This is a genomic window from Corallococcus sp. CA054B (assembly GCF_003611625.1).
GTDB lineage: Bacteria > Myxococcota > Myxococcia > Myxococcales > Myxococcaceae > Corallococcus > Corallococcus coralloides.
This window is the reverse complement of record NZ_RAVY01000010.1, coordinates 1-19,639: the sequence shown is the minus strand read 5'-3', so window position 1 is coordinate 19,639 and position 19,639 is coordinate 1. Positions and strand designations below refer to the sequence as shown.

The window sequence follows — 19,639 nt, the reverse complement described above, 5'->3', positions numbered from 1 at the left end:
ATGCAGCCGGGCGAGGTGACACCGCTGGCGGCGCGCGTGGCGCGGCTGCCGGGCCTGGACGTCAAGCCGGGCGAACCCCTGGCGCCGCTCATCAGCGTGCGCGTGGGCGGTCCGGCGGAGGCGCTGGTGCGTCCCCGCTCACCGGATGCACTGGTGGAGCTGCTGCGCCTGGCCCGCGACGAGGGCATCCCCGTGACGGTGCTGGGCGGCGGGGCCAACACGCTGGTGGGCGACGGCGGCGTGCCGGGGCTCACCGTGAAGCTGCCCCCGGATTTGTTCCCGGAGGCGCTGGACGTGGGCCCGGACGACGGGCGGGTGACGCTGGGCACGGGCGCGGCCATTGCCCGGCTGGTCAACGTGATGCGCGCGCAGGGCCTGGTGGGCGCGGAGTTCCTCGCGGGCATTCCCGGCACCCTGGGCGGCGCCGTCACCATGAACGCCGGCACCAAGAACGGCGAGTGCTTCCGCGTGGTGGAGGCCATTGAGGTCGCCACGGCGGATGGGGTGGGGTGGCTGACGAAATCGCAGGTGCCGCACACCTACCGTCACGCCACGCTGCCCGCGGGAGGTATCGTCACCCGCGTGCGCTTCCATCTTCCCAAGGGCGATGTCGTGGCCAGCAAGGCGGCCATGGACGCGGACCTGGGCTACCGCAAGCGCACGCAGCCCTTGAGTCAGCCCAACTTCGGCAGCGTGTTCACCAACCCGCCGGGCGACCACGCCGGGCGGCTCATTGAACTCGTGGGCCTGAAGGGGCACACCCTGGGGCGCGCGCAGGTGTCCACCCTGCACGCGAACTGGATCGTCAACCTGGGCGGCGCGGCCGCTCGCGACGTGCGGGGCCTCATCACCCTGATGCAAGAGCGGGTGAAGGAAGCCTCCGGCGTCGTCATGCACCCCGAAGTCAAATTCGTCGGAGTCTTCCTGCCATGAGCACCGGTCCCCGAGGCTTCACCCCCGCTGAGTTGAAGGCGAAGCGTGTCGGCGTGCTGTACGGCGGCCTCTCCAGCGAGCGCGAGGTGTCCCTGCGCACGGGCGCCGCGGTGTCGGGCGCCCTCAGGGGCCTGGGCTACGACGTGGTGGAGATCGACGTGGGCAAGGACCTGCCCGCGCGCCTCATCGCGGAGAAGGTGGACGTGGCGTGGCTCGCGCTGCACGGCCGCTTCGGCGAGGACGGCTGCATCCAGGGCCTCCTGGAGGCCATGTTCATCCCCTACACCGGCAGCGGCGTGATGGCGTCCGCCGTGGGCATGGACAAGGTGTACGCGAAGGAGATCTTCGTCGCGCGCGGCATCCCCACGCCGCCCTACCGGGCCTTCGACTCGGCGGAAGCCGCGCTCGCGGAAGCGGACCGGCTGCCGTTCCCCTTCCCGGTGGTGGTGAAGCCCAGCCGCGAGGGCAGCAGCGTGGGCGTGCACATCTGCAAGACGCGCGAGGAGTACACCGCCGCCGTCCAGGACGCCTCGAAGCACGCGGGCACGCTCCTGGTGGAGCAGTTCATCAAGGGCCGGGAAGTGCAGGGCGGCGTGCTGGACAACGAGGCCCTGGGCGTCATCGAAGTGAAGGCCGCCCGCGAGTTCTACGACTACGAAGCCAAGTACAAGTCCGGCAGCGGTACTCAGTATCTCTTCCCCGCGCCGCTGCCCCCGGACCTGTACGCGCGCGTCAACGAGGTCTCCCTGGGCGCGCACAAGGCGCTGGGGTGCTCCGGCGGGTCGCGCTCGGACGTCATCGTCACGGAGAGTGGCGACGTGTTCCTGCTGGAAATCAACACGCTGCCCGGAATGACGGCCTCCAGCCTCCTGCCCAAAATCGCGGCGGGGCGGGGCATCGACTTCCCGGCCCTCTGTGAGCGGCTGCTCCAGGGCGCTTCGCTCAAGGCCTGAGCCGCTGCGCGTTCTTTCCTGGAGTTCCGGCCTCTTGTGAGGCCGGCGTGTCCCCCCGTGCCGCTACAGCGACGTGCCTGTAGCCAAAAACTGGCGTGGTTTGACGTCCGCACGCAGCATGCGCCTCCCTGCTCATGGCCTTTGGAAAATCCAAGAACCGCCGACGCATCGACGCCGCACCGCGCAATGACGCGGTGAAGGGTGCGGTCCGCTCGCACGGGCCGTCGGTGGCGAAGGCGCTGGGGCTGGCGGTGGCGACGGCGGGGCTCATCTGGGGCGGCATCGAGCTGCGCGCCTGGGCGGTGGTGACGCCGCGCTTCGCGCTGGAGTCGGTGAACTTCACCGGCCTGGAGCGCGCGTCGCGCCCGGAGCTCTTGAAGCTGTCCGGCCTCACGGCGGGGCAGAACCTGTGGACGCTGGATACGGCCGCGCTGGCCCGGGCCATGGGGCAGCACCCCTGGGTGCGCACGGTGGAGGTGACGCGGCGGTTTCCGCGCGGCGTGTCCGTGGAGGTGACGGAGCACGCACCCGCGGCGCTGGCGGTGCTGGGCGACCTCTACGTGCTGGACGACGAGGGCGAGCCCTTCAAGCGCGTCACCCCGGGGGACGGGCTGGACCTGCCGCTCGTCACGGGCGTGGAGCGCGATGCGTACGTGGCGGACCCGGACGCGGTGCGTTCGAAGTTCCGCGAGGCGCTGGATGTAACCCGTGCTTATGCGCGGCTGTCGCCGGGGCGATCCGACCGGCTGTCCGAGGTGCGCCTGGAGAACACCGGGCTTGCGCTGGTGACGGCGACGGGGCAGGAGGTGCGCCTTGGTGCTGGCGATACGGAAGTCAAGCTCCAGCGGCTGGCGCGCGTTCGACGCGAGCTCAGCACAAGGGGGCTTGCAGCCGCGATCATTCGCCTGGATAACCGTGCCCGACCGGGTTGGGTGGCGGTGAGGCTTTCGAGTGGGTCCGACTCCGTGCGGAGCGGGGACTCGACGCAGTGAGGATGCTTCCTTCACGAAAGTGAGGGAGCCTGGGAGGAGTCATGGCGAAGCAGAAGTCGGGGGAGATCATCGTCGGCCTCGACATCGGCACGACGAAGATCTGCGCCATCGTCGGCGAGCTGACCGATAGCGGTATCGACATCATCGGTATCGGCACGCATCCGTCGAAGGGATTGCGCAAGGGCGTCGTGGTCAACATCGAGGCCACGGTGTCCTCCATCCGGCGCGCGGTGGAGGAAGCCGAGCTGATGGCCGGGGCGGAGATCTCCCACGTCTACACGGGGATCGCCGGCGGCCACATCAAGGGCTTCAACTCCCAGGGCATCGTCGCGGTGAAGGACAAGGAGGTCCGCGACGCGGACATCGCGCGCGTCATCGACGCGGCGAAGGCGGTGGCCATCCCGCTGGACCGGGAGGTCATCCACGTCCTGCCGCAGGAGTTCATCATCGACGACCAGGGCGGCATCAAGGAGCCCCTGGGCATGGCCGGCGTGCGCCTGGAGGCCAAGGTGCACATCGTCACGGGCGCCGTCTCCAGCGCGCAGAACATCGTCAAGTGCGCCAACCGCACGGGCCTGAACGTCTCCGACATCGTCCTCCAGCCGCTGGCCTCCGCCGAAGCGGTGCTGAGCGAGGACGAGAAGGAGCTGGGCGCGTGCCTCGTCGACATCGGCGGCGGCACCACGGACATCGCCATCTTCTCCGGCGGCTCCATCGTCCACACGGCCGTGATTGCCCTGGGCGGCAACAACCTGACGAGCGACATCGCCATCGGCCTGCGCACCCCCGCGCACGAGGCCGAGCGCATCAAGCAGAAGTACGGCTGCGCGCTCGCGTCCATGATCAACAAGGACGAGACGATCGAGGTCCCCAGCGTGGGCGGCCGTCAGCCGCGCGTCCTGGGCCGGCAGATCCTCTCGGAGATCCTCGAGCCGCGCGTGGAGGAGATCTTCCAGCTGGTGCACCGGGAGATCCAGAAGTGCGGCTACGAGGACCTGCTCGCGTCCGGCATCGTCATCACGGGCGGCTCCACGCTGCTCGCGGGCATGCCGGAGCTGGCGGAAGAGGTGCTGGGCCTGCCGGTGCGCCGGGGCATGCCGCGCGGCATTGGCGGCCTGGTGGACGTGGTGAAGAGCCCCATGTACGCCACGGGCGTGGGCCTGGTCGTCTACGGCGCCAAGCACATGGACCGCCGCATGTTCCGCATCCGCGAGGACGGCAACGTCTACAAGAAGGTGAAGGGCCGGATGCGCGAGTGGCTGGAAGAGATCTTCTAGGCCGGTCTCCGGCGTCCGTAACGCGCTGAGCCAAGGGGCCCCTTCGGGGGCCCTTTCGCGTTTCTGGAAGCTGTGTCCGGCAACTGGATTGACGTGTCAAAGGGGGACGCTGACGCGTCTGCCCAGGACGCGGAGTGTCTTCCAGATTCCGGAATCTGGATCCGCCTTCCGGATTCTCGCCCTAGGTACGGGCGTCCAGCCGTGCAAGTTCCAGGATTTGGACGGATTGGGAATTCGACAGAGGATGGCGCTCTGCTTGCTAGGGGAGCCCAGGGCTCCCGGAACGGATTTCTCCGTTCCTGGTGAGCCTCTGCCCTTATGACTCCACAAAAGACTTCGCGGTTGCTGACGCCCCTCACGGGACTTCGCCGCTCGGCCGCGGGCCTGTTGGCCCTGCTGTGTGCCGTGTTGTTGGCGCCACCCGCGTTCGCGGAACCGGACACCTTCTTCCTGGGCGACGGCTCGGACGGCGCGCTGACGGTCGGCGCCGGCCAGACGCGGACCATCAACATCTACGCGCGACTGACGGCGACCGCGCCTGCGGGCCAGTCGTTCGTGACGGTGACGGACACGACGGGCTTTGCTCTCAACGACCTGGTGATGGTGTACCAGGCCACCGGCTACGAGGGCCCGGTGACGTCCGGCAACCAGGGGCCGTTCGACTTCTCCTCGGCCCCGGTGGGCCGCTGGCAGTTCGCGCGTGTGACGGCGCTGACGGGTACGCGCCTCACCTTCGGTTCGCCCCTCACGGTGCCGTTCCTGGGCGGCCCGGACGATGACGAGCTGGCCCGCCGCACCGCGGCCCAGGTCATCCGCGTGCCCGAGTACACGACGGTGACCGTCAGTGCGGGCGGCAGCATCGTCGCCAAGGGCTGGTCCAACGACGAGGACCAGATCGACAGCCTGGGCGGCATCGTGGTCTTCCTGGCCCAGGGCGCGGTCATCAACAACGGCACCATCTCCGCCAATGGCGCGGGCTTCCGTGGCGCGACGTACTTCAACGGGGATGGCGACAACTGCACGGAGTTCGACGAGGAGTGGCCGGGCGGCGCCATCAAGGGAGAAGGCGTGGTGCCGGCGCGCTTCAAGCTTCCGGCGACGTTCCCGGATGCCCAGGGCATCACGGGCCGGGGAAACATCCTCAACGCGGGCGGCGCCGGCATCTGCCACAACTCCGGTGGCGGTGGCGGCGGCAACGGCGGTCAGGGCGGCATCGGCGGCCGGACGTGGACGGGTGACACCGCCCCGGCGCGCCCGGTGGGCGGCCTGGGCGGCGCGAAGATGAACTTCCTGCCTCCGACGCGCGTGCTGTTCGGCGGCGGTGGCGGTTCAGGTCATGGCAATGACGGCGTGGGCGGTGGTGGCGGCAACGCGGGTGGTGTCGTGTTCATCCGCGGTGGTTCGCTCGCGGGCGCCGGTGTCATCAGCGCGGACGGCCAGGCGGGCGGCGACTCGGATAATGACGCGGCGGGTGGCGGTGGCGCGGGCGGTACGTTGTCCCTGCGCTTCAATGGCAATCTGACCTGCAATCCCGGCAACATCTCCGCGAAGGGCGGCCGTGGCGGCATCAGCTCCGCGGACGAGCACGGGACGGGCGGTGGCGCGGGCGGCGGCAACATCTTCCTCCAGGGCGCGACCATCGCCTGCAACACCGTGGCGGCCACGGAGACCTCGGGCGGTGCGCCGGGTACGCAGGCGCTCGATGACTCCATCTATGACGGCGCGACGTACGGCGCCGCGGCGGGCAATGTCGGCGTGGTCAACACGCTCACGTCCGCGCTGACCGTGCCCGCGGCTCCGGTGGTCACCACGCCGGCCAACGGCTCCACCACGTCCAACCGGACGCCCGTCATCAGCGGCACGGGCCCGGTGAACACGACCATCGTCGTCATCGTGGACAACGTGGAGATTGGCCGGACGACGTCGGATGCCACGGGCAACTGGTCCTTCACGCCCACGACCCAGCTCAGCGTCGCTGGTCACACCGTGTACGCGTACGCGGAGGTCAACGGCCAGGCGAGCCCCAGGAGCAACACCAACACCTTCACCATCACCGCTGCGGCAACGCCGACGGTGGCCATCAGCACCCCGGCCAACGGCTCCACGACGAACAACCCCAACGTGACGGTGACCGGCACGGCCGCGAACGCGACCAGCGTGACCGTGACCTTCCAGGGCACGAACTACCCCGCCACGCTGACCGGCAATAATTGGACGGTGGCGCTGCCGGGCCCGCTGGCCAACGGCTCGTACACCGTGACCGCGGTGTCCTCGAACGGCACGACCAACAGCACCCAGGCTTCCTCCACCTTCACGGTGGCGGGCCCGACGGTGGCCATCACCACTCCGGCCAACGGCTCCACGACGAACAACCCCAACGTGACGGTGACCGGCACGGCCGCGAACGCCACGTCCGTGACCGTGACCTTTCAGGGCACGAACTACCCCGCCACGCTGACCGGCGGTAACTGGACCGTGGCGCTGCCGGGCCCGCTGGCCAACGGCTCGTACACCGTGACCGCGGTGTCCTCGAACGGCACGACCAGCAGCACCCAGGCCTCCTCCACCTTCACGGTGGCGGGCCCGACGGTGGCCATCAGCACCCCGGCCAACGGCTCCACGACGAACAACCCCAACGTGACGGTGACCGGCACGGCCGCGAACGCCACGTCCGTGACCGTGACCTTCCAGGGCACGAACTATCCCGCCACGCTGACCGGCGGTAACTGGACGGTGGCGCTGCCGGGCCCGCTGGCCAACGGCTCGTACACCGTGACCGCGGTGTCCTCGAACGGCACGACCAACAGCACCCAGGCTTCCTCCACCTTCACGGTGAACGTGCCCGCGCCGACGGTGGCCATCAGCACCCCGGCCAACGGCTCCACGGTGACGAACCCGAACGTGACGGTGACGGGGACGGCCGGGAACGCGACCAGCGTGACGGTGACCTTCCAGGGCACGAACTACCCCGCCACCCTGACCGGCGGTAACTGGACCGTGGCGCTGCCCGACCCGCTGGCGGACGGCACGTACACCGTCACCGCGGTGTCCACGAACGCCCAGGGCGTGAACAGCACCCAGGCCTCCTCCACCTTCACGGTGGACCAGACGCCTCCGACGGTGGCCATCAGCACCCCGACGGACGGCTCGACGATCAACACCCCGAATGTGACGGTGACGGGCACGTCCGTGGGCGCGACGTCCGTGATGCTGACCTTCGACAATGCGAGCTACGGCCCCATCACGGTCAATGGTAACGGCAGCTGGAGCTTCCCGCTGCCCGGTCCCCTGGCCGAGGACACGTACACGGTGACGGCGGTGGCCGTGGACGCGGCGGGCAACACCAGCACGACCGCGACCTCCACCTTCACGGTGGACCTGACCGCGCCGACGGTGGAAATCAGCACCCCGGGCGACGGCGATGTCATCGGTACCAGCACGGTGACCGTCACCGGTACGGCCTCGGGCGCGACGTCCGTGACGCTGACCTACAGCGGCACGGACTACGGCCCCATCCCCGTGGATGGCGCGGGTAACTGGAGCTACACGCTGCCCCTGGCCGTGCCGCCGGGCTCCCACACCGTGACCGCGGTGTCCGTGGATGCGGCGGGCAACGAGAGCACGCCGGACGAGTCCACCTTCACGGTGGACCTGACGGTCCCCACGGTCGCCATCTCCAATCCGCTGACCGGCACCTCGGTGAACACCGACACGGTGACGGTCACCGGCACGACGACCAACGCGACCTTCGTGACGCTCACGTTCGATGGCTCCAGCCATGGCCCCGTCACGGTCAATGGTGACGGCACCTGGAGCTACACGCTGCCCGGCCCCCTGGCCGAGGACACGTACACCGTGACCGCGGTGTCCGTGAACGGCGCGGGTACCACCAGCGCGACCGCGACCACCACCTTCACGGTGGACCTGACCCCGCCGACGGTGGAAATCAGCACGCCTGGCGATGGCGACGTCATCGGTACCAGCACGGTGACCGTGACGGGTGTCTCCACGGGCGCGACGTCCGTGACGCTGACCTACAACGGCACGGACTACGGCCCCATCCCCGTGGATGGCTCGGGTAACTGGAGCTACCAGTTGCCGGTGACCCTGCCGGAGGGCTCCATCACCGTGACCGCGGTGGCCACGGACGCGGCGGGCAACACCAGCACGCCGGACGACACCACCTTCACGGTGGACCTGTCCGCGCCGGAAGTCGAAATCACCGTGCCGGTGGACAACACGACGGTGGCCTCCAACACGGTGACCGTCACCGGTACCTCCGTGGGCGCTACCTCCGTGACGCTGACCTTCGAGGGCACGACCTACGGCCCCATCGCGGTGGATGCTTCCGGCAACTGGAGCTTCACGCTGCCTGGCCCGCTGGCGGACGACACGTACACCGTGACCGCGGTGGCCACGGACGCGGCTGGCAACGAGAGCACGCCCGACAGCGCCACCTTCACGGTGGACACGACCGGCCCGACGGTGGCCATCACCACGCCGGCCAACGGCTCCACGGTGGGCGCCAACGTCACGGTCACCGGTACGACCGCGGGCGGTGCGACAAGCGTGACGGTGACGTTCCAGGGCACGGACTACGGCCCCATCGCGGTGGATGCCTCCGGCAACTGGAGCCAGGCGCTGCCCGGCCCGCTGGCCAACGGCACGTACACGGTGACGGCGGTGGCGGTGGACGCGGTGGGCAACACCAGCACGACCGCGACCTCCACCTTCACGGTGAACACGGCCGCTCCGACGGTGGCCATCACCGTCCCGGCCAACGGCACCACGGTGGTGGTCCCCAACGTGACGGTGTCGGGCACGTCCGCGAACGCCACGTCCGTGACGGTGACGTTCCAGGGCACGACCTACGGCCCCATCGCGGTGAACGCCTCCGGCAACTGGAGCCAGGCGCTGCCCGGCCCGCTGGCGGACGGCACGTACACCGTCACCGCGGTGTCCACGAACGGCGCGGGTACCAACAGCGCGACCGCGACCACCACCTTCATCATCAACCTGGGGATGCCGGTGGACACGGACAACGACGGCCTGACCGACGAGGAGGAAGTCGCCCAGGGCACCGACCCGAACAACCCGGACACCGACGGCGACGGCATCCCCGACGGCATCGAGGTCAAGGTGGGCGGCACGGATCCGCTCGACGACGACTCGGATGACGACGGCATCCTCGACGGCAACGAGGACAAGGACCACGACGGCATCGTCGACCCCGACGAGACCGACCCGAAGAACATCGACACCGACGGCGACGGCCTGACCGACGGCGTGGAGCTGGGCCTCACCGAGCCCGAGGGCGACGACACCGACCCGTCCAAGTTCGTGGCGGACAAGGACCCGTCCACGAAGACGAACCCGCTGGACGACGACTCGGATGACGACGGCCTCACCGACGGCAACGAGGACGCCAACCACGACGGCAAGGTGGACCCGACCGAGACGGATCCGAACAAGATCGACACGGACGGCGACGGCCTGACGGACGGCCTGGAGCTGGGCCTCACCGTGCCCCAGGGCGGCGACACCGACCCGACGAAGTTCAAGGCGGACCAGGACCCCCTCACCAAGACGAACCCGCTCGACAACGACACCGACAACGGCGGCGTGTTCGACGGCGTCGAGGACCGGAACCACAACGGCCGCGTGGACGTGCAGGAGTCCGACCCGCTCAACCCGGCGGACGACAATGACGCGGACGGCGACGGCATCGACAACGCCACGGAGCTGGAGCTCGGGTTGGATCCATTCGACGCCGACACCGACGACGACGGCGTGCCGGACGGCATCGACGGAATCACCGACACGGACGGCGACGGCACCATTGATGCGCTCGACCCGGACAGCGACAACGACGGCATCAACGACGGCACGGAGATGGGCGTCACGGTGGAAACCGCTCCGCCGGGCACCGACACGTCGTCCCCGAACTTCAAGCCGGACGCGGATCCCTCGACGAAGACGGACCCGAAGAACCCGGACACGGACGGCGACGGCCTGAAGGACGGCGAAGAGGACGCCAACCACGACGGCCGCCGTGACGCCACGGAGACGGATCCGAACATGAAGGACACCGACCAGGGCGGCCAGGACGACGGCACGGAGGTGAAGAACGGCTCCAACCCGCTCGACGCCAACGATGACTTCGTGGACGAGTTCCTGGTGATGGGCCACGGCTGCAACACGGGCGGCTCCGGTTCGCTGGCGCCCTTCGCGCTGATGCTGCTGGCGCTGCCCCTGGTGGGCCGCCGCTTCCGCCGCGCCGGGAACCTCCTGGCGCGCGCGGGTGGGGCGCTGGCCGTGTTCGTCACGGCGCTGGTCATGGGCATGGGCACCACCGCCCACGCGCAGGCCACCGGCGTGTCGCAGGCCATCGACGTGCAGCAGTACAAGCCGGGCCCGGGCGTCGCGGACGTGCTCGCGGTGCACGGCGCGAAGGTGCAGCGGCACCTGGGGTGGAACGTGGGGCTGTCGGTCAACTACGCCGACAAGCCGCTCAACTTCTTCAACCCCCGCACGGACACGTACGTCACCTCCCTGGTGAAGAGCCAGGTGGGCTTCGACCTGATGGGCGCCATCGGCCTCTTCGACCGGTTCGAAGTCGGCGTCGTGCTGCCCATCACCGTCCAGGGCTCGGAGAACTCGCCGAGCGTGGACTCCTCCTTCGCCAACGGGGTGAGTGGAGGCGGCATCGGCGACCTGCGCCTCATCCCGAAGGCGCGGCTGCTGGATGGCGACGACTACGGCGTGTCCGTGGTGCTGCCCATCTCGCTGCCCACGGGTGGTGCGTCGGACTTCCTCGGCGGGTCCGGCGTGTCCGTCAACCCGCGCGTGGTGGCGGAGTACGGCAAGCGCTTCCGCATCCTCGCCAACGTGGGCGTGGACCTCCGCAAGGCGCAGCAACTGCGCAACCTGAACGTCGGCAGCGCGCTGGCGTACGGGGTGGGCGCGGAGGTTCCGCTGGGTGACCTGCCGCTGGCCGCCCAGGCCTCGCTGGTGGGCGCGATGGGCTTCAAGGAGCAGAACGAGGAGGAGCGTCCTCTGGAACTGCTCGCGGCCCTGAAGTACCGCGCGCCCACCGGTCTGTCCGCGCAGGTGGGCGCGGGCCCGGGCCTCACCCACGGCTACGGCACGCCGACCTTCCGCGTGCTCGCGTCCGTGGCCTACACCGCTCCGGAGCGCGCCCCGGCGCCTCCGAAGCCTGTGTGCCCGGAAGGCCCCGAGGACTTCGACGGCTTCCAGGACCAGGACGGCTGCGCCGACCCGGACAACGACGGCGACGGCATCCTCGACACGGCCGACCAGTGCCCCAACGAGCCGGAGACGGTGAACGGCTTCGAGGACGAGGACGGCTGCCCGGACACGAAGCCTGCGCCGCCTCCGCCGGTGGACTCCGACGGCGATGGCCTGATGGACCCGGACGACAAGTGCCCCAACGCGCCCGAGGACAAGGACGGCTTCCAGGACGAGGACGGCTGCCCGGATCCGGACAACGACAAGGACGGCATCCCCGACGTCGCGGACAAGTGCCCGCTGGAGCCGGAGACCATCAACGGCGTGGATGACGAGGACGGCTGCCCGGACAAGGGCAAGGTCAAGGTGCTCGTCGAGGGCGAGCGCATCCTCATCCTGGAGAAGGTCTACTTCGCCACGAACAAGGACGTCATCCTGCCGCGCTCGTTCCCCATCCTGAAGCAGGTGGCCGCCGTGCTGCGCGCCAACCCGCAGGTGGAGCTGCTGCGCGTCGAGGGCCACACGGACAGCCAGGGCAACGACGCCTCCAACCTGGACCTGTCCAAGCGCCGCGCCGCCAGCGTGAAGGCGTTCCTCGTCAACGAGGGCATCGCCGCGGAGCGCCTGGAGTCCGAGGGCTTCGGCGAGACGAAGCCGGTGGACACCAACAAGACGGCCGCGGGCCGTGAGAACAACCGCCGCGTGGAGTTCAACATCACGCGGATGGGCAAGGTCGAAGTGGAGAAGCCCGCCCCGTAGCGCTCCGCTTCAGGAATGAAACACGGAAGGCCCGGTTCCCCCAAAGGAGCCGGGCCTTTTCGTCATCCGTGCCCCGTCCTGTCACGTCACGCGTGCGCGGAAGGCGCGCACAACTGGTCACGGCGAGTCAGCGGACGCGAGTCAAGAGGGTGTTTACATCCGCGCGATGTTCGCATGGCCGCTGATGCCATTCGCGTAAGTGGGCGTCAGGACTCGGTCGCGCAGCAGGGCGCTACAGGCTGGTAGCGGAATACTTGCCAAAGCGCCCGACTTCCTGATGATTGTCGAGGGTGGGTGTTTCCGCGGACGGCGCCGCGGTGCTTCCGCCACGAGGACGACATGGACCAGTTCGAGCAGAACAAGCAGGCCGCGAAGATTCGTGTCGTGGGCGCGGGCGGGGCGGGCTGCAACGCGGTCAACACGATGATTCTGTCGAAGTTGGACCGCGTGGACTTCATCGCCGCCAACACCGATGTCCAGGCGCTCGCCGCGAGCAAGGCGCCCACCCGGCTGCAGCTGGGCCAGGCGCTCACCAAGGGCCTGGGCGCCGGCGCCAACCCGGAGATGGGCCGCGAGGCCGCCCTGGAGTCGCGCGATCAGATCGCCGCGGTGCTGGAAGGCGCCGACATGGTCTTCGTCACCGCGGGCATGGGCGGTGGCACCGGCACGGGCGCCGCGCCCATCATCGCGGACATCGCCAAGAGCCTGGGCTGCCTCACGGTGGGCGTCGTCACCAAGCCCTTCCTCTTCGAAGGCAACAAGCGCCGCAAGCAGGCCGAGCAGGGCATCGTGGAGCTCAAGGCCGCGGTGGACACGCTCATCACCATCCCCAACCAGCGCCTGCTGTCGCTCTCCAACGAGCCCATGCCGCTGCTGGAGACCTTCAAGCGCGCGGACGAGGTCCTGCTCAACGCCGTGCAGGGCATCAGCGACCTCATCCAGTACCACGGCTACATCAACGTGGACTTCGCGGATGTGAAGACCATCATGAGCGACAAGGGCCTGGCGCTCATGGGCACGGGCCACGCCTGTGGCGACCGCCGCGCCATCACCGCCATGCAGCAGGCCATCTCCAGCCCGCTGCTGGAGGACGTCTCCATCGACGGCGCCACCGGCCTGCTCATCAACATCACCGGCGGCCGCGACATGACCCTGCAGGAGGTCAACGAGGCGCTGACGCTGGTGCACGACTCGGCGGACGGCGAGGCGGAGATCATCTTCGGGTCGCTCATCGACGAGCAGATCCAGGACGAGGTGAAGATCACCATCATCGCCACGGGCTTCGTGCACCGGGACGCGCCCAAGGTGCGCTCCATGCCGCAGGTGGTGCAGGTGCCGCTGGTGGGCCGTCCCTCCACGCCGCCGTCCGTGCTGTCCTCGACGCGTGAGGAGGTGGCCAGCCTGGTGCCCGCGAAGAGCACGCCGCGTCCGACCATGTCCACCGTGGAGGCGCCCAAGTCGTCCATGCAGAGCGCGCGCACGGCCGTGGTGAAGGACGCGGCGCTGCCCCTGGACGAGGATCAGTTCGACATCCCCACGTTCCTGCGCCGTCAGGGCCAGACGGAGCTGCCGTAGTCAGGCAGCGGGGACGCTAACCGCGGGGGAGGCGGGCGACGCTCGCCGTGCCCCTGCCGGTGAGGCGGTCGCATTTGGTGAACAGTCCGTCCACCTCGTCGTAGAGCGCGTCGATGCGCTCCGACGCGCTGGGGGCGGGCAGCAGGCCATCGCCGGACAGCTCCTCCAGGCGGGTGCCGGCGCGCTGCAAGAGCTGCAGGGCCTTGAGCAGGGAGCGGCCCTGCTGCGTGCCGTCGGGCGTGAAGAGGGTGCCGCCCTCGTAGAGCGTCACCAGATTGGCGCGGGTGTCCTGCTGCCGCTGGTTGAGCCGGTTCCGGTACAAGTCCAGACGGCGGGCGCGACGGGCACCATGCAGGTCCACGACGCTGTGCGTTCCTGTCGAGGGAGGATTCACGTCGGGCAAGGTACGCCAGGCCCTCGCAAGCCCGCAAATTTACGGGACTGTACGGACCTGTTGCGCGACTGCCCGGACGCTTGTCAGTCAAGGGGGTGGGGGTTAGTTTGGCCGCCCTTCGTCACGCCAGGGTGCCTGCCATGTTCCAGAAGCTGCTCATCGCCAACCGGGGTGAAATCGCGCGTCGCATCGGGGCGGTGGCCCGGGGCATGGGCGTGAAGACGGTGGCGGTGCACTCGGACGCGGACGTGAACCTGCCCTTCGTGAAGGAGGCGGACGAGGCCGTGCGCATCGGCCCCGCGCCCGCGAAGGACAGCTACCTGAGCATCCCCGCCATCCTGGAGGCCGCGAAGAAGACGGGCGCCCAGGCCGTGCACCCGGGCTACGGCTTCTTGTCGGAAAACGGCGAGTTCGCCCAGGCGTGCGCGGACGCGGGGCTGACCTTCGTGGGCCCGCCGCCGGAGGCCATGGCGCGGATGAAGGACAAGAGCCAGGCGCGCAAGCTTGTGTCCGCCGCGGGCGTGCCGGTGGTGCCGGGCAGTGACGGCGTGCTGCCGGACGTGCAGAGCGCCCTCGAGGCCGCGGAGCGCATCGGCTACCCGGTGCTGTGCAAGGCCGCCAGCGGCGGTGGCGGCATCGGCATGGCGGCGGCGAACAACCCCGCGGAGCTGGAGAAGGTGTACCGCCAGTGCACGGACCGCGCGAAGGCCGCCTTCGGCCGCGAGGGCGTGTACCTGGAGCGCTACTTCCCGGCGCCCCGCCACATCGAGGTCCAGATCCTGGGCGACACCCACGGCCACCTCATCCACGGCCTGGAGCGCGAGTGCTCCATCCAGCGCCGGCACCAGAAGGTGGTGGAGGAGGCTCCGTCGGTGCTGTTCGCCAACGGACGCAACGCGGCGCTGGCGGACACGCTCTTCACGGCGGCCGTCAAGGCGGCGAAGGCCTTCGGCTACGCCAACGCGGGCACGGTGGAGTTCCTGTACTCCGACGGGCAGGTGTACTTCATCGAGATGAACGCCCGGCTCCAGGTGGAGCACCCGGTGACGGAGCTGACCACGGGCCTGGACCTCATCGGCTGGCAGCTGCGCATCGCCGCGGGTGAGAAGCTGACGGTGAAGCAGGAGGACGTGAAGCGGAAGGGCGCCGCGCTGGAGTTCCGCATCTACGCGGAGGACCCGGTGAAGTACTTCCCGTCCCCCGGCCCGCTGAAGGTGTTCCAGCCCCCCACGGGCGAGGGCGTGCGCCTGGACTCCGGCTACGCGGAAGGGGACGTGGTGACGCCGAACTACGACCCGATGATCGCCAAGCTCATCATCAGCGGCGCCACGCGCGACGAGGCCATTGCCCGCGCGGTGAAGGCCCTGGAGTCCTTCCGCATCGAAGGCATCAAGACGAACATCCCGCTCCACCTTCGCATCCTGAAGGACCCGGCCTTCGCGGCCGGTGAGCTGGACACGCACTTCCTGGATCATCACGCGAAGCCTTAAAAGTTTTCCCCCCCGAGGAGGGACGGTTCATGGCGGACGTTGCGGCGCACATCACGGGAACGGTGTGGAAGATCGAGGTGAAGGTGGGCGACAAGGTGGATGCCGGCACCACGCTCGTCATCCTCGAGTCCATGAAGATGGAGATGCCCGTGGAGGCCGAAGAGGGCGGCACGGTGAAGGAGATCCGCTGCAAGGAGGCGCAGGCGGTCAACGAGGGTGACGTCCTCGTGGTGCTCGAGTAGCCACGCGTAAGGATGGAGCCCACGCTGGAGGTGGAGGATCGCGAGGGCGGTGTCCGGGTGCTCACCGTCTGCAACCCGGCGCGGCGCAACGCGCTGAATGACGCGCTGCTGGCCCGGATGGACGCGGCGCTGGAGCCGGCCGCCCACGTGCGCGCGCTGCTGGTGCGCGGCCAGGGCGGGCACTTCTGCGCGGGCTATGACTTGACGCACCTGGGGCCGCCGGGCGCGGATGGGCGGCTGCCGGATGACCCGCTGGTGGCGTGCCTGCTGAAGCTGGAGCGGCACCCGGCGCCGTCGGTGGCGCTGGTGCAGGGCGGCGCGGTGGGCGCGGGCTTCGACCTGGCGGCCTCCTGCGACTTCCGCGTGGGCGCCTCCGACGCGTTCTTCCTCATGCCTCCGGCCCGGCTGGGCATCGTGTACTCGCCGGAAGGGCTGGCGCGGGCGGTGCGGCTGGTGGGGCTGTCGCGCGCCAAGCAGCTGTTCCTCACCGCGCGCCGGCTGCCGGCGGCGGAGGCGGTCGCGTGGGGGCTGCTGGATGAGTGCCCCGAGGACGCGGAAGCGCGCGCGCTGGCGCTGTGCGCGACGCTGGCCTCGGGGGCGCCGAAGGCGGTGTCGGGGATGAAGGAGGCGTTCGGGCTGCTGGCGCGCTCCGGGCTGTCCCCGGAGGACGTCGCGCACCTGCGTCAGGTGCGCGGCGAGGCGTTTGGCAGCGAGGACGCGAAGGAGGGGCGCGCGGCCTTCTTGGAGAAGCGCGCGCCCCGGTTCTCCGGCCGCTAGGTATCGCCGAACAGCTCGCCCATACGCAGCTGCAGCGCGGAGGCGATCTTGTAGAGCGACGAGATGGACGCGGAGGACTCCGCGCGCTCGATCTGGGACAGCAGGGACACGGACAGGCCGGTGCGGCGGGCCAGCTGCTTGAGCGTGAGCTCCTGCGTCTTGCGCGCGTCGCGGATGGTGCGGCCGATGGCGCGGTGCAGGTCCGCTTCCGGGTCCTGGGACAGGCCCTTCTTCTGCAACGCGTTGCGCACGGCGGCCGTGAACTGCTCCGGCTCCATGGGCTTCTTCACGTAGTCGGACGCCTGCGCCTTGAGCGACGCGACGGCCGTGTCCACGGTGGGGTAGGCCGTGGCGACGATGACCGCGATGTCCGTGTCGTACTTGCGGATCAGCTCCAGCACTTCGGTGCCGGACATCTGCGGCATCATCATGTCGAGGATGACGAGATGGAAATCGGAGCCACGGAGGATGTCCACCGTCTGGGTGGGGTCCGTGGTGGTGACGACCTCGTAGCCTTCACGGGTCAGCACGAGCTTGAGGTAGTCGCAGTTGTCCTGCTCGTCATCAACTACCAGGATGCGAATCTGCACAGCGTCTCCTCGCTGCAGGGTTGAGGGAAGTGCTGCGGGGGGGGAGCTACTCGCCATTGTGGGAGGCGGGAGGGGGTTATTGAGCCTTGGACTCTGCTTGGACCTTGCTCAGGGCTTTGATCACCAGGTCGCGCTTGGGATGGCCCTCGGACGTGAGCAAGAGGAATTCCTTGTAGGCCTGCTCACTCGCTTTGTAGTTCTGGAGCTTGGCGTGCACCACGCCCAGCATGAGGTGGCACTCGGGAACCCTGGGGTCGAGCAGCGCGCAGTCCCTGGCGATCTCCAAGGCGCTGTTCCGCTCGTTGGCCTTGGTCAGGTCGAGGACCCGGGCCTGGATTCCTTCGATGTTCTTGCTCACGTCCGCCGGCTTCATGCTCCGCATGAAGTCGGACGTGGGCTTGGCATTCGAGTTCTTGGGAGCGGTGGCCGTTGCCCCCGGCTCGTCCTGGGTGGGGGGCTCTGTCACCACAGGGGCGGTCTGCGCGGCCTGGGCCTGCGCGGCTTCCAGCTGGTCACTCAGCTCCGTACGCTCCTTCGCGAAGACCGTGTCCGAGGGGATGGCGCTGAAGAGCCTGGTCGCCTCATCGACACCGGCACCATTGGGCTTGAGGAGCGCCTTGCGGGTCGCGTTGAGGTCCTTCTCCGCCTTCTTCTCCTTGTCCAGCCGCGCCTGGAGCTCTTCGAGCTTCGGTGCCGGGAGTGCCTTGGACTTGCGGAGCGAGTCGAGCGCGGTGGCGGCGATGTTCAACTTGCCCCCCTGCAGCGCTTCCAGGAAGGCCTGATCCGCCGGAGGCTCCGGGGGCATCTCAGGCGTCGCGGGCGGCTTCGCGGCCACGGTCTCCGGGGGCGTCGTCTCGGGAGGCTTCGTCTGCGGCGGCGCCTCCGGGATGGGCTGCGGAGCCGCGGCGACCACGGGAGGCGTGTCGTCCGGCGGCTTGGGCAGCAGGTCCTGGCCCTTCACCACGAAGAGCGCCGCGCCCGCGCCAATGGACAGGAACACGATGACCGCGGCCACCCACATCTTCTTGGCGCCGCCGCGGCCCTGCGCCGCGATGTCCTCTTCCAGCGAGCCGGGGCCCACGAAGCGCAGCTTCACGTGGCCCATCTCGATGATGTCACCGTGCGCGAGCGTCGCCTGGGCGTAGCTCTCGCCGTTGACCGTCATCCCGTTGGCGGACTGCATGTCGATGACGCGCCACTCGCCGGTCTCCTCGCGCACGACCTTCGCGTGCGTGCGGGACAGCGAGCGGTGGTCCAGGGCCACGTCGTTCTCCGACGTGCGGCCGATCCGCAGCTCCGTGCGGTTGCAGTCGAACTCCTGGCCCTTGAACTCGGCGGGGCCGAGCACCACCAGCCGGGGCTGCTCGTCCTCGGGCACGCGCTCCACGCGCCGGGGCCGGTCCGCCTCCATCTGGTCCATGCGGATGATGGACGTGGCGTTGCGGCGCGCATCCGCGGACACGGGCGTGTGGTCGTGCTCGTCGTCCGAGTCGTCGTCGTCCGCCTCGTCCTCGCCATCCACCATGGTGTCGCGGGGACGGGGGCCGCTGGCGACCTCGTCGTCGTCGTCCTCCTCCTCGGGCTCCGGCTCCGGCCGGCGGGAGGCGGGCACCTTGGCGGTGATGGCGCCAGTGGGGGCGCCAGCGTTGGCCGCGCCCTCGACCTGCAACGCCAGATCGTAGTCGCCGATCTGGATGAGGTCGCCCTCCTTGAGAGGGAGCTGGCCTGCGACGCGTTCGCCGTTGATCCGGGTGCCGTTGTAGCTCCCCAGGTCTTCGAGCACGACGTGTCCATTGAGGCGCACGAGCCGGGCGTGTCGACGTGACACGTTTCGCTCGGTCAGGCGGATGGTGTTCCCCTCCTGACGGCCAATGGTGATTTCGTCGCGCACGAAGGGAACAACGGTCTTGCGCCCCTCGTCGTCTTCGATGATGAGCTTCAGCACGGGTCCGGTCCGAGTACAGCTATAGCAGAATGCCCTTCACCGAGACAAGCCATGTATCCCCCGAGAACAACAGGGTTTTTCGCCCATCCCAGGGTCAGGAAGGCACTGTTGTCCATCGGTCGATTGGCCGGAAAGGGTGGGGAGGGCAGGGTACCGGGGCTCACGATAGCGCTGATCGCGGCGCAGGCCATTCTGTACATCTGGGTGGCGTCCGGAGGACCACCCGGAGTGGATGCGTTGATCCACTGGGGGGCCAAGTCCGGCCCCCTGGTGACGGACGCGGGGCAGGGCTGGCGGCTCCTGGCGGCCAACCTCCTGCACCGGGACGCCCTGCACCTGGGCCTCAACCTGCTGGTGTTCGCGGGGGTGGGCACGGCGGTGGAGCGCTCGTGCCGGTGGTGGGACTACGTGGCGCTGCTCGCCGTGTCCGGGCTGGCGACGATGGCGGGCTCGCTCTGGTGGTC

13 protein-coding genes are annotated in these 19,639 nt (G+C 69.3%); 10 read left to right on the top strand and 3 right to left on the bottom strand.

The features are described from left to right. The 6 genes from murB to ftsZ all read left to right on the top strand — a co-directional run bounded on the left by murB (position 1) and on the right by ftsZ (position 13,737). The gene (gene murB / locus D7V80_RS04380) at positions 1-933 is read left to right on the top strand and encodes a UDP-N-acetylmuramate dehydrogenase (protein WP_120586963.1); all 933 of its coding nucleotides are present in this window, start codon (positions 1-3) and stop codon (positions 931-933) included. Next, complete coding sequence (locus tag D7V80_RS04375; protein WP_120586962.1) at positions 930-1,886, top strand: D-alanine--D-alanine ligase; 957 nt, start codon at positions 930-932, stop codon at positions 1,884-1,886. The genes murB and D7V80_RS04375 overlap by 4 nt, the downstream gene beginning before the upstream one ends. A 134-nt stretch (positions 1,887-2,020) precedes the next feature. Next, positions 2,021-2,878 carry a cell division protein FtsQ/DivIB gene (locus tag D7V80_RS04370; protein ID WP_120586961.1) on the top strand — a complete coding sequence of 286 codons (858 nt, stop codon included), beginning with the start codon at positions 2,021-2,023 and terminating at the stop codon, positions 2,876-2,878. Between the two features lie 41 nt (positions 2,879-2,919). Next, complete coding sequence (gene ftsA, locus D7V80_RS04365; protein ID WP_120586960.1) at positions 2,920-4,155, top strand: cell division protein FtsA; 1,236 nt, start codon at positions 2,920-2,922, stop codon at positions 4,153-4,155. A 342-nt stretch (positions 4,156-4,497) separates the two neighbouring features. Next, positions 4,498-12,162, top strand: a complete 7,665-nt coding sequence (locus D7V80_RS04360) for an Ig-like domain-containing protein (RefSeq protein ID WP_233585133.1) — start codon at positions 4,498-4,500, stop codon at positions 12,160-12,162. Positions 12,163-12,501: 339 nt separating this feature from the next. Further along, positions 12,502-13,737, top strand: coding sequence for a cell division protein FtsZ (gene ftsZ, locus D7V80_RS04355; RefSeq protein ID WP_120587009.1), 1,236 nt, complete (start codon positions 12,502-12,504; stop codon positions 13,735-13,737). Positions 13,738-13,753: 16 nt separating this feature from the next. Here ftsZ and D7V80_RS04350 read toward each other — a convergent pair whose 3' ends face one another. After that, positions 13,754-14,098: a hypothetical protein gene (locus D7V80_RS04350; protein ID WP_233585132.1), complete on the bottom strand. Its 345-nt coding sequence runs from the start codon at positions 14,096-14,098 to the stop codon at positions 13,754-13,756. 173 nt (positions 14,099-14,271) lie between these two features. Here D7V80_RS04350 and D7V80_RS04345 point away from each other — a divergent pair, with 173 nt between their 5' ends. Genes D7V80_RS04345 through D7V80_RS04335 form a run of 3 tightly spaced genes read left to right on the top strand, consistent with a single transcriptional unit; the run spans position 14,272 to position 16,640 of the window. Next, complete coding sequence (locus D7V80_RS04345) at positions 14,272-15,621, top strand: acetyl/propionyl/methylcrotonyl-CoA carboxylase subunit alpha (RefSeq protein WP_120586957.1); 1,350 nt, start codon at positions 14,272-14,274, stop codon at positions 15,619-15,621. Between the two features lie 29 nt (positions 15,622-15,650). Further along, positions 15,651-15,863: a biotin/lipoyl-binding carrier protein gene (locus D7V80_RS04340; protein WP_014398873.1), complete on the top strand. Its 213-nt coding sequence runs from the start codon at positions 15,651-15,653 to the stop codon at positions 15,861-15,863. Positions 15,864-15,875: 12 nt separating this feature from the next. Continuing rightward, on the top strand, positions 15,876-16,640 hold the full coding sequence (locus D7V80_RS04335; protein ID WP_120586956.1) for an enoyl-CoA hydratase/isomerase family protein: 765 nt from the start codon (positions 15,876-15,878) through the stop codon (positions 16,638-16,640). Here the strand turns inward: D7V80_RS04335 and D7V80_RS04330 are convergent. Together D7V80_RS04330 and D7V80_RS04325 are read right to left on the bottom strand one after the other, a co-directional pair. Beyond that, positions 16,637-17,230 (bottom strand): response regulator, encoded by a 594-nt coding sequence (locus D7V80_RS04330; RefSeq protein WP_014398871.1) that lies wholly within the window; start codon positions 17,228-17,230, stop codon positions 16,637-16,639. The two genes, D7V80_RS04335 and D7V80_RS04330, sit on opposite strands and share 4 nt — an antisense overlap. Before the next feature lie 76 nt (positions 17,231-17,306). Beyond that, entirely contained in the window at positions 17,307-19,175 is a 1,869-nt protein-coding gene (locus D7V80_RS04325; protein ID WP_120586955.1) for an FHA domain-containing protein, read from the bottom strand. Between the two features lie 228 nt (positions 19,176-19,403). On the opposite strand from D7V80_RS04325, the gene D7V80_RS42540 reads away from it, so the two are divergent. Then, positions 19,404-19,639: rhomboid family intramembrane serine protease (locus D7V80_RS42540; RefSeq protein ID WP_233585131.1), on the top strand; the 236-nt coding region annotated here is incomplete at its 3' end.

Excerpts from the sequence above, each read along its gene's own strand:
- murB (WP_120586963.1), top strand. The coding sequence starts at position 1 with ATGCAGCCGGGCGAGGTGACACCGCTGGCGGCGCGCGTGGCGCGGCTG.
- D7V80_RS04375 (WP_120586962.1), top strand. The coding sequence starts at position 930 with ATGAGCACCGGTCCCCGAGGCTTCACCCCCGCTGAGTTGAAGGCGAAG.
- D7V80_RS04370 (WP_120586961.1), top strand. The coding sequence starts at position 2,021 with ATGGCCTTTGGAAAATCCAAGAACCGCCGACGCATCGACGCCGCACCG.
- ftsA (WP_120586960.1), top strand. The coding sequence starts at position 2,920 with ATGGCGAAGCAGAAGTCGGGGGAGATCATCGTCGGCCTCGACATCGGC.
- ftsZ (WP_120587009.1), top strand. The coding sequence starts at position 12,502 with ATGGACCAGTTCGAGCAGAACAAGCAGGCCGCGAAGATTCGTGTCGTG.
- D7V80_RS04345 (WP_120586957.1), top strand. The coding sequence starts at position 14,272 with ATGTTCCAGAAGCTGCTCATCGCCAACCGGGGTGAAATCGCGCGTCGC.
- D7V80_RS04340 (WP_014398873.1), top strand. The coding sequence starts at position 15,651 with ATGGCGGACGTTGCGGCGCACATCACGGGAACGGTGTGGAAGATCGAG.
- D7V80_RS04335 (WP_120586956.1), top strand. The coding sequence starts at position 15,876 with ATGGAGCCCACGCTGGAGGTGGAGGATCGCGAGGGCGGTGTCCGGGTG.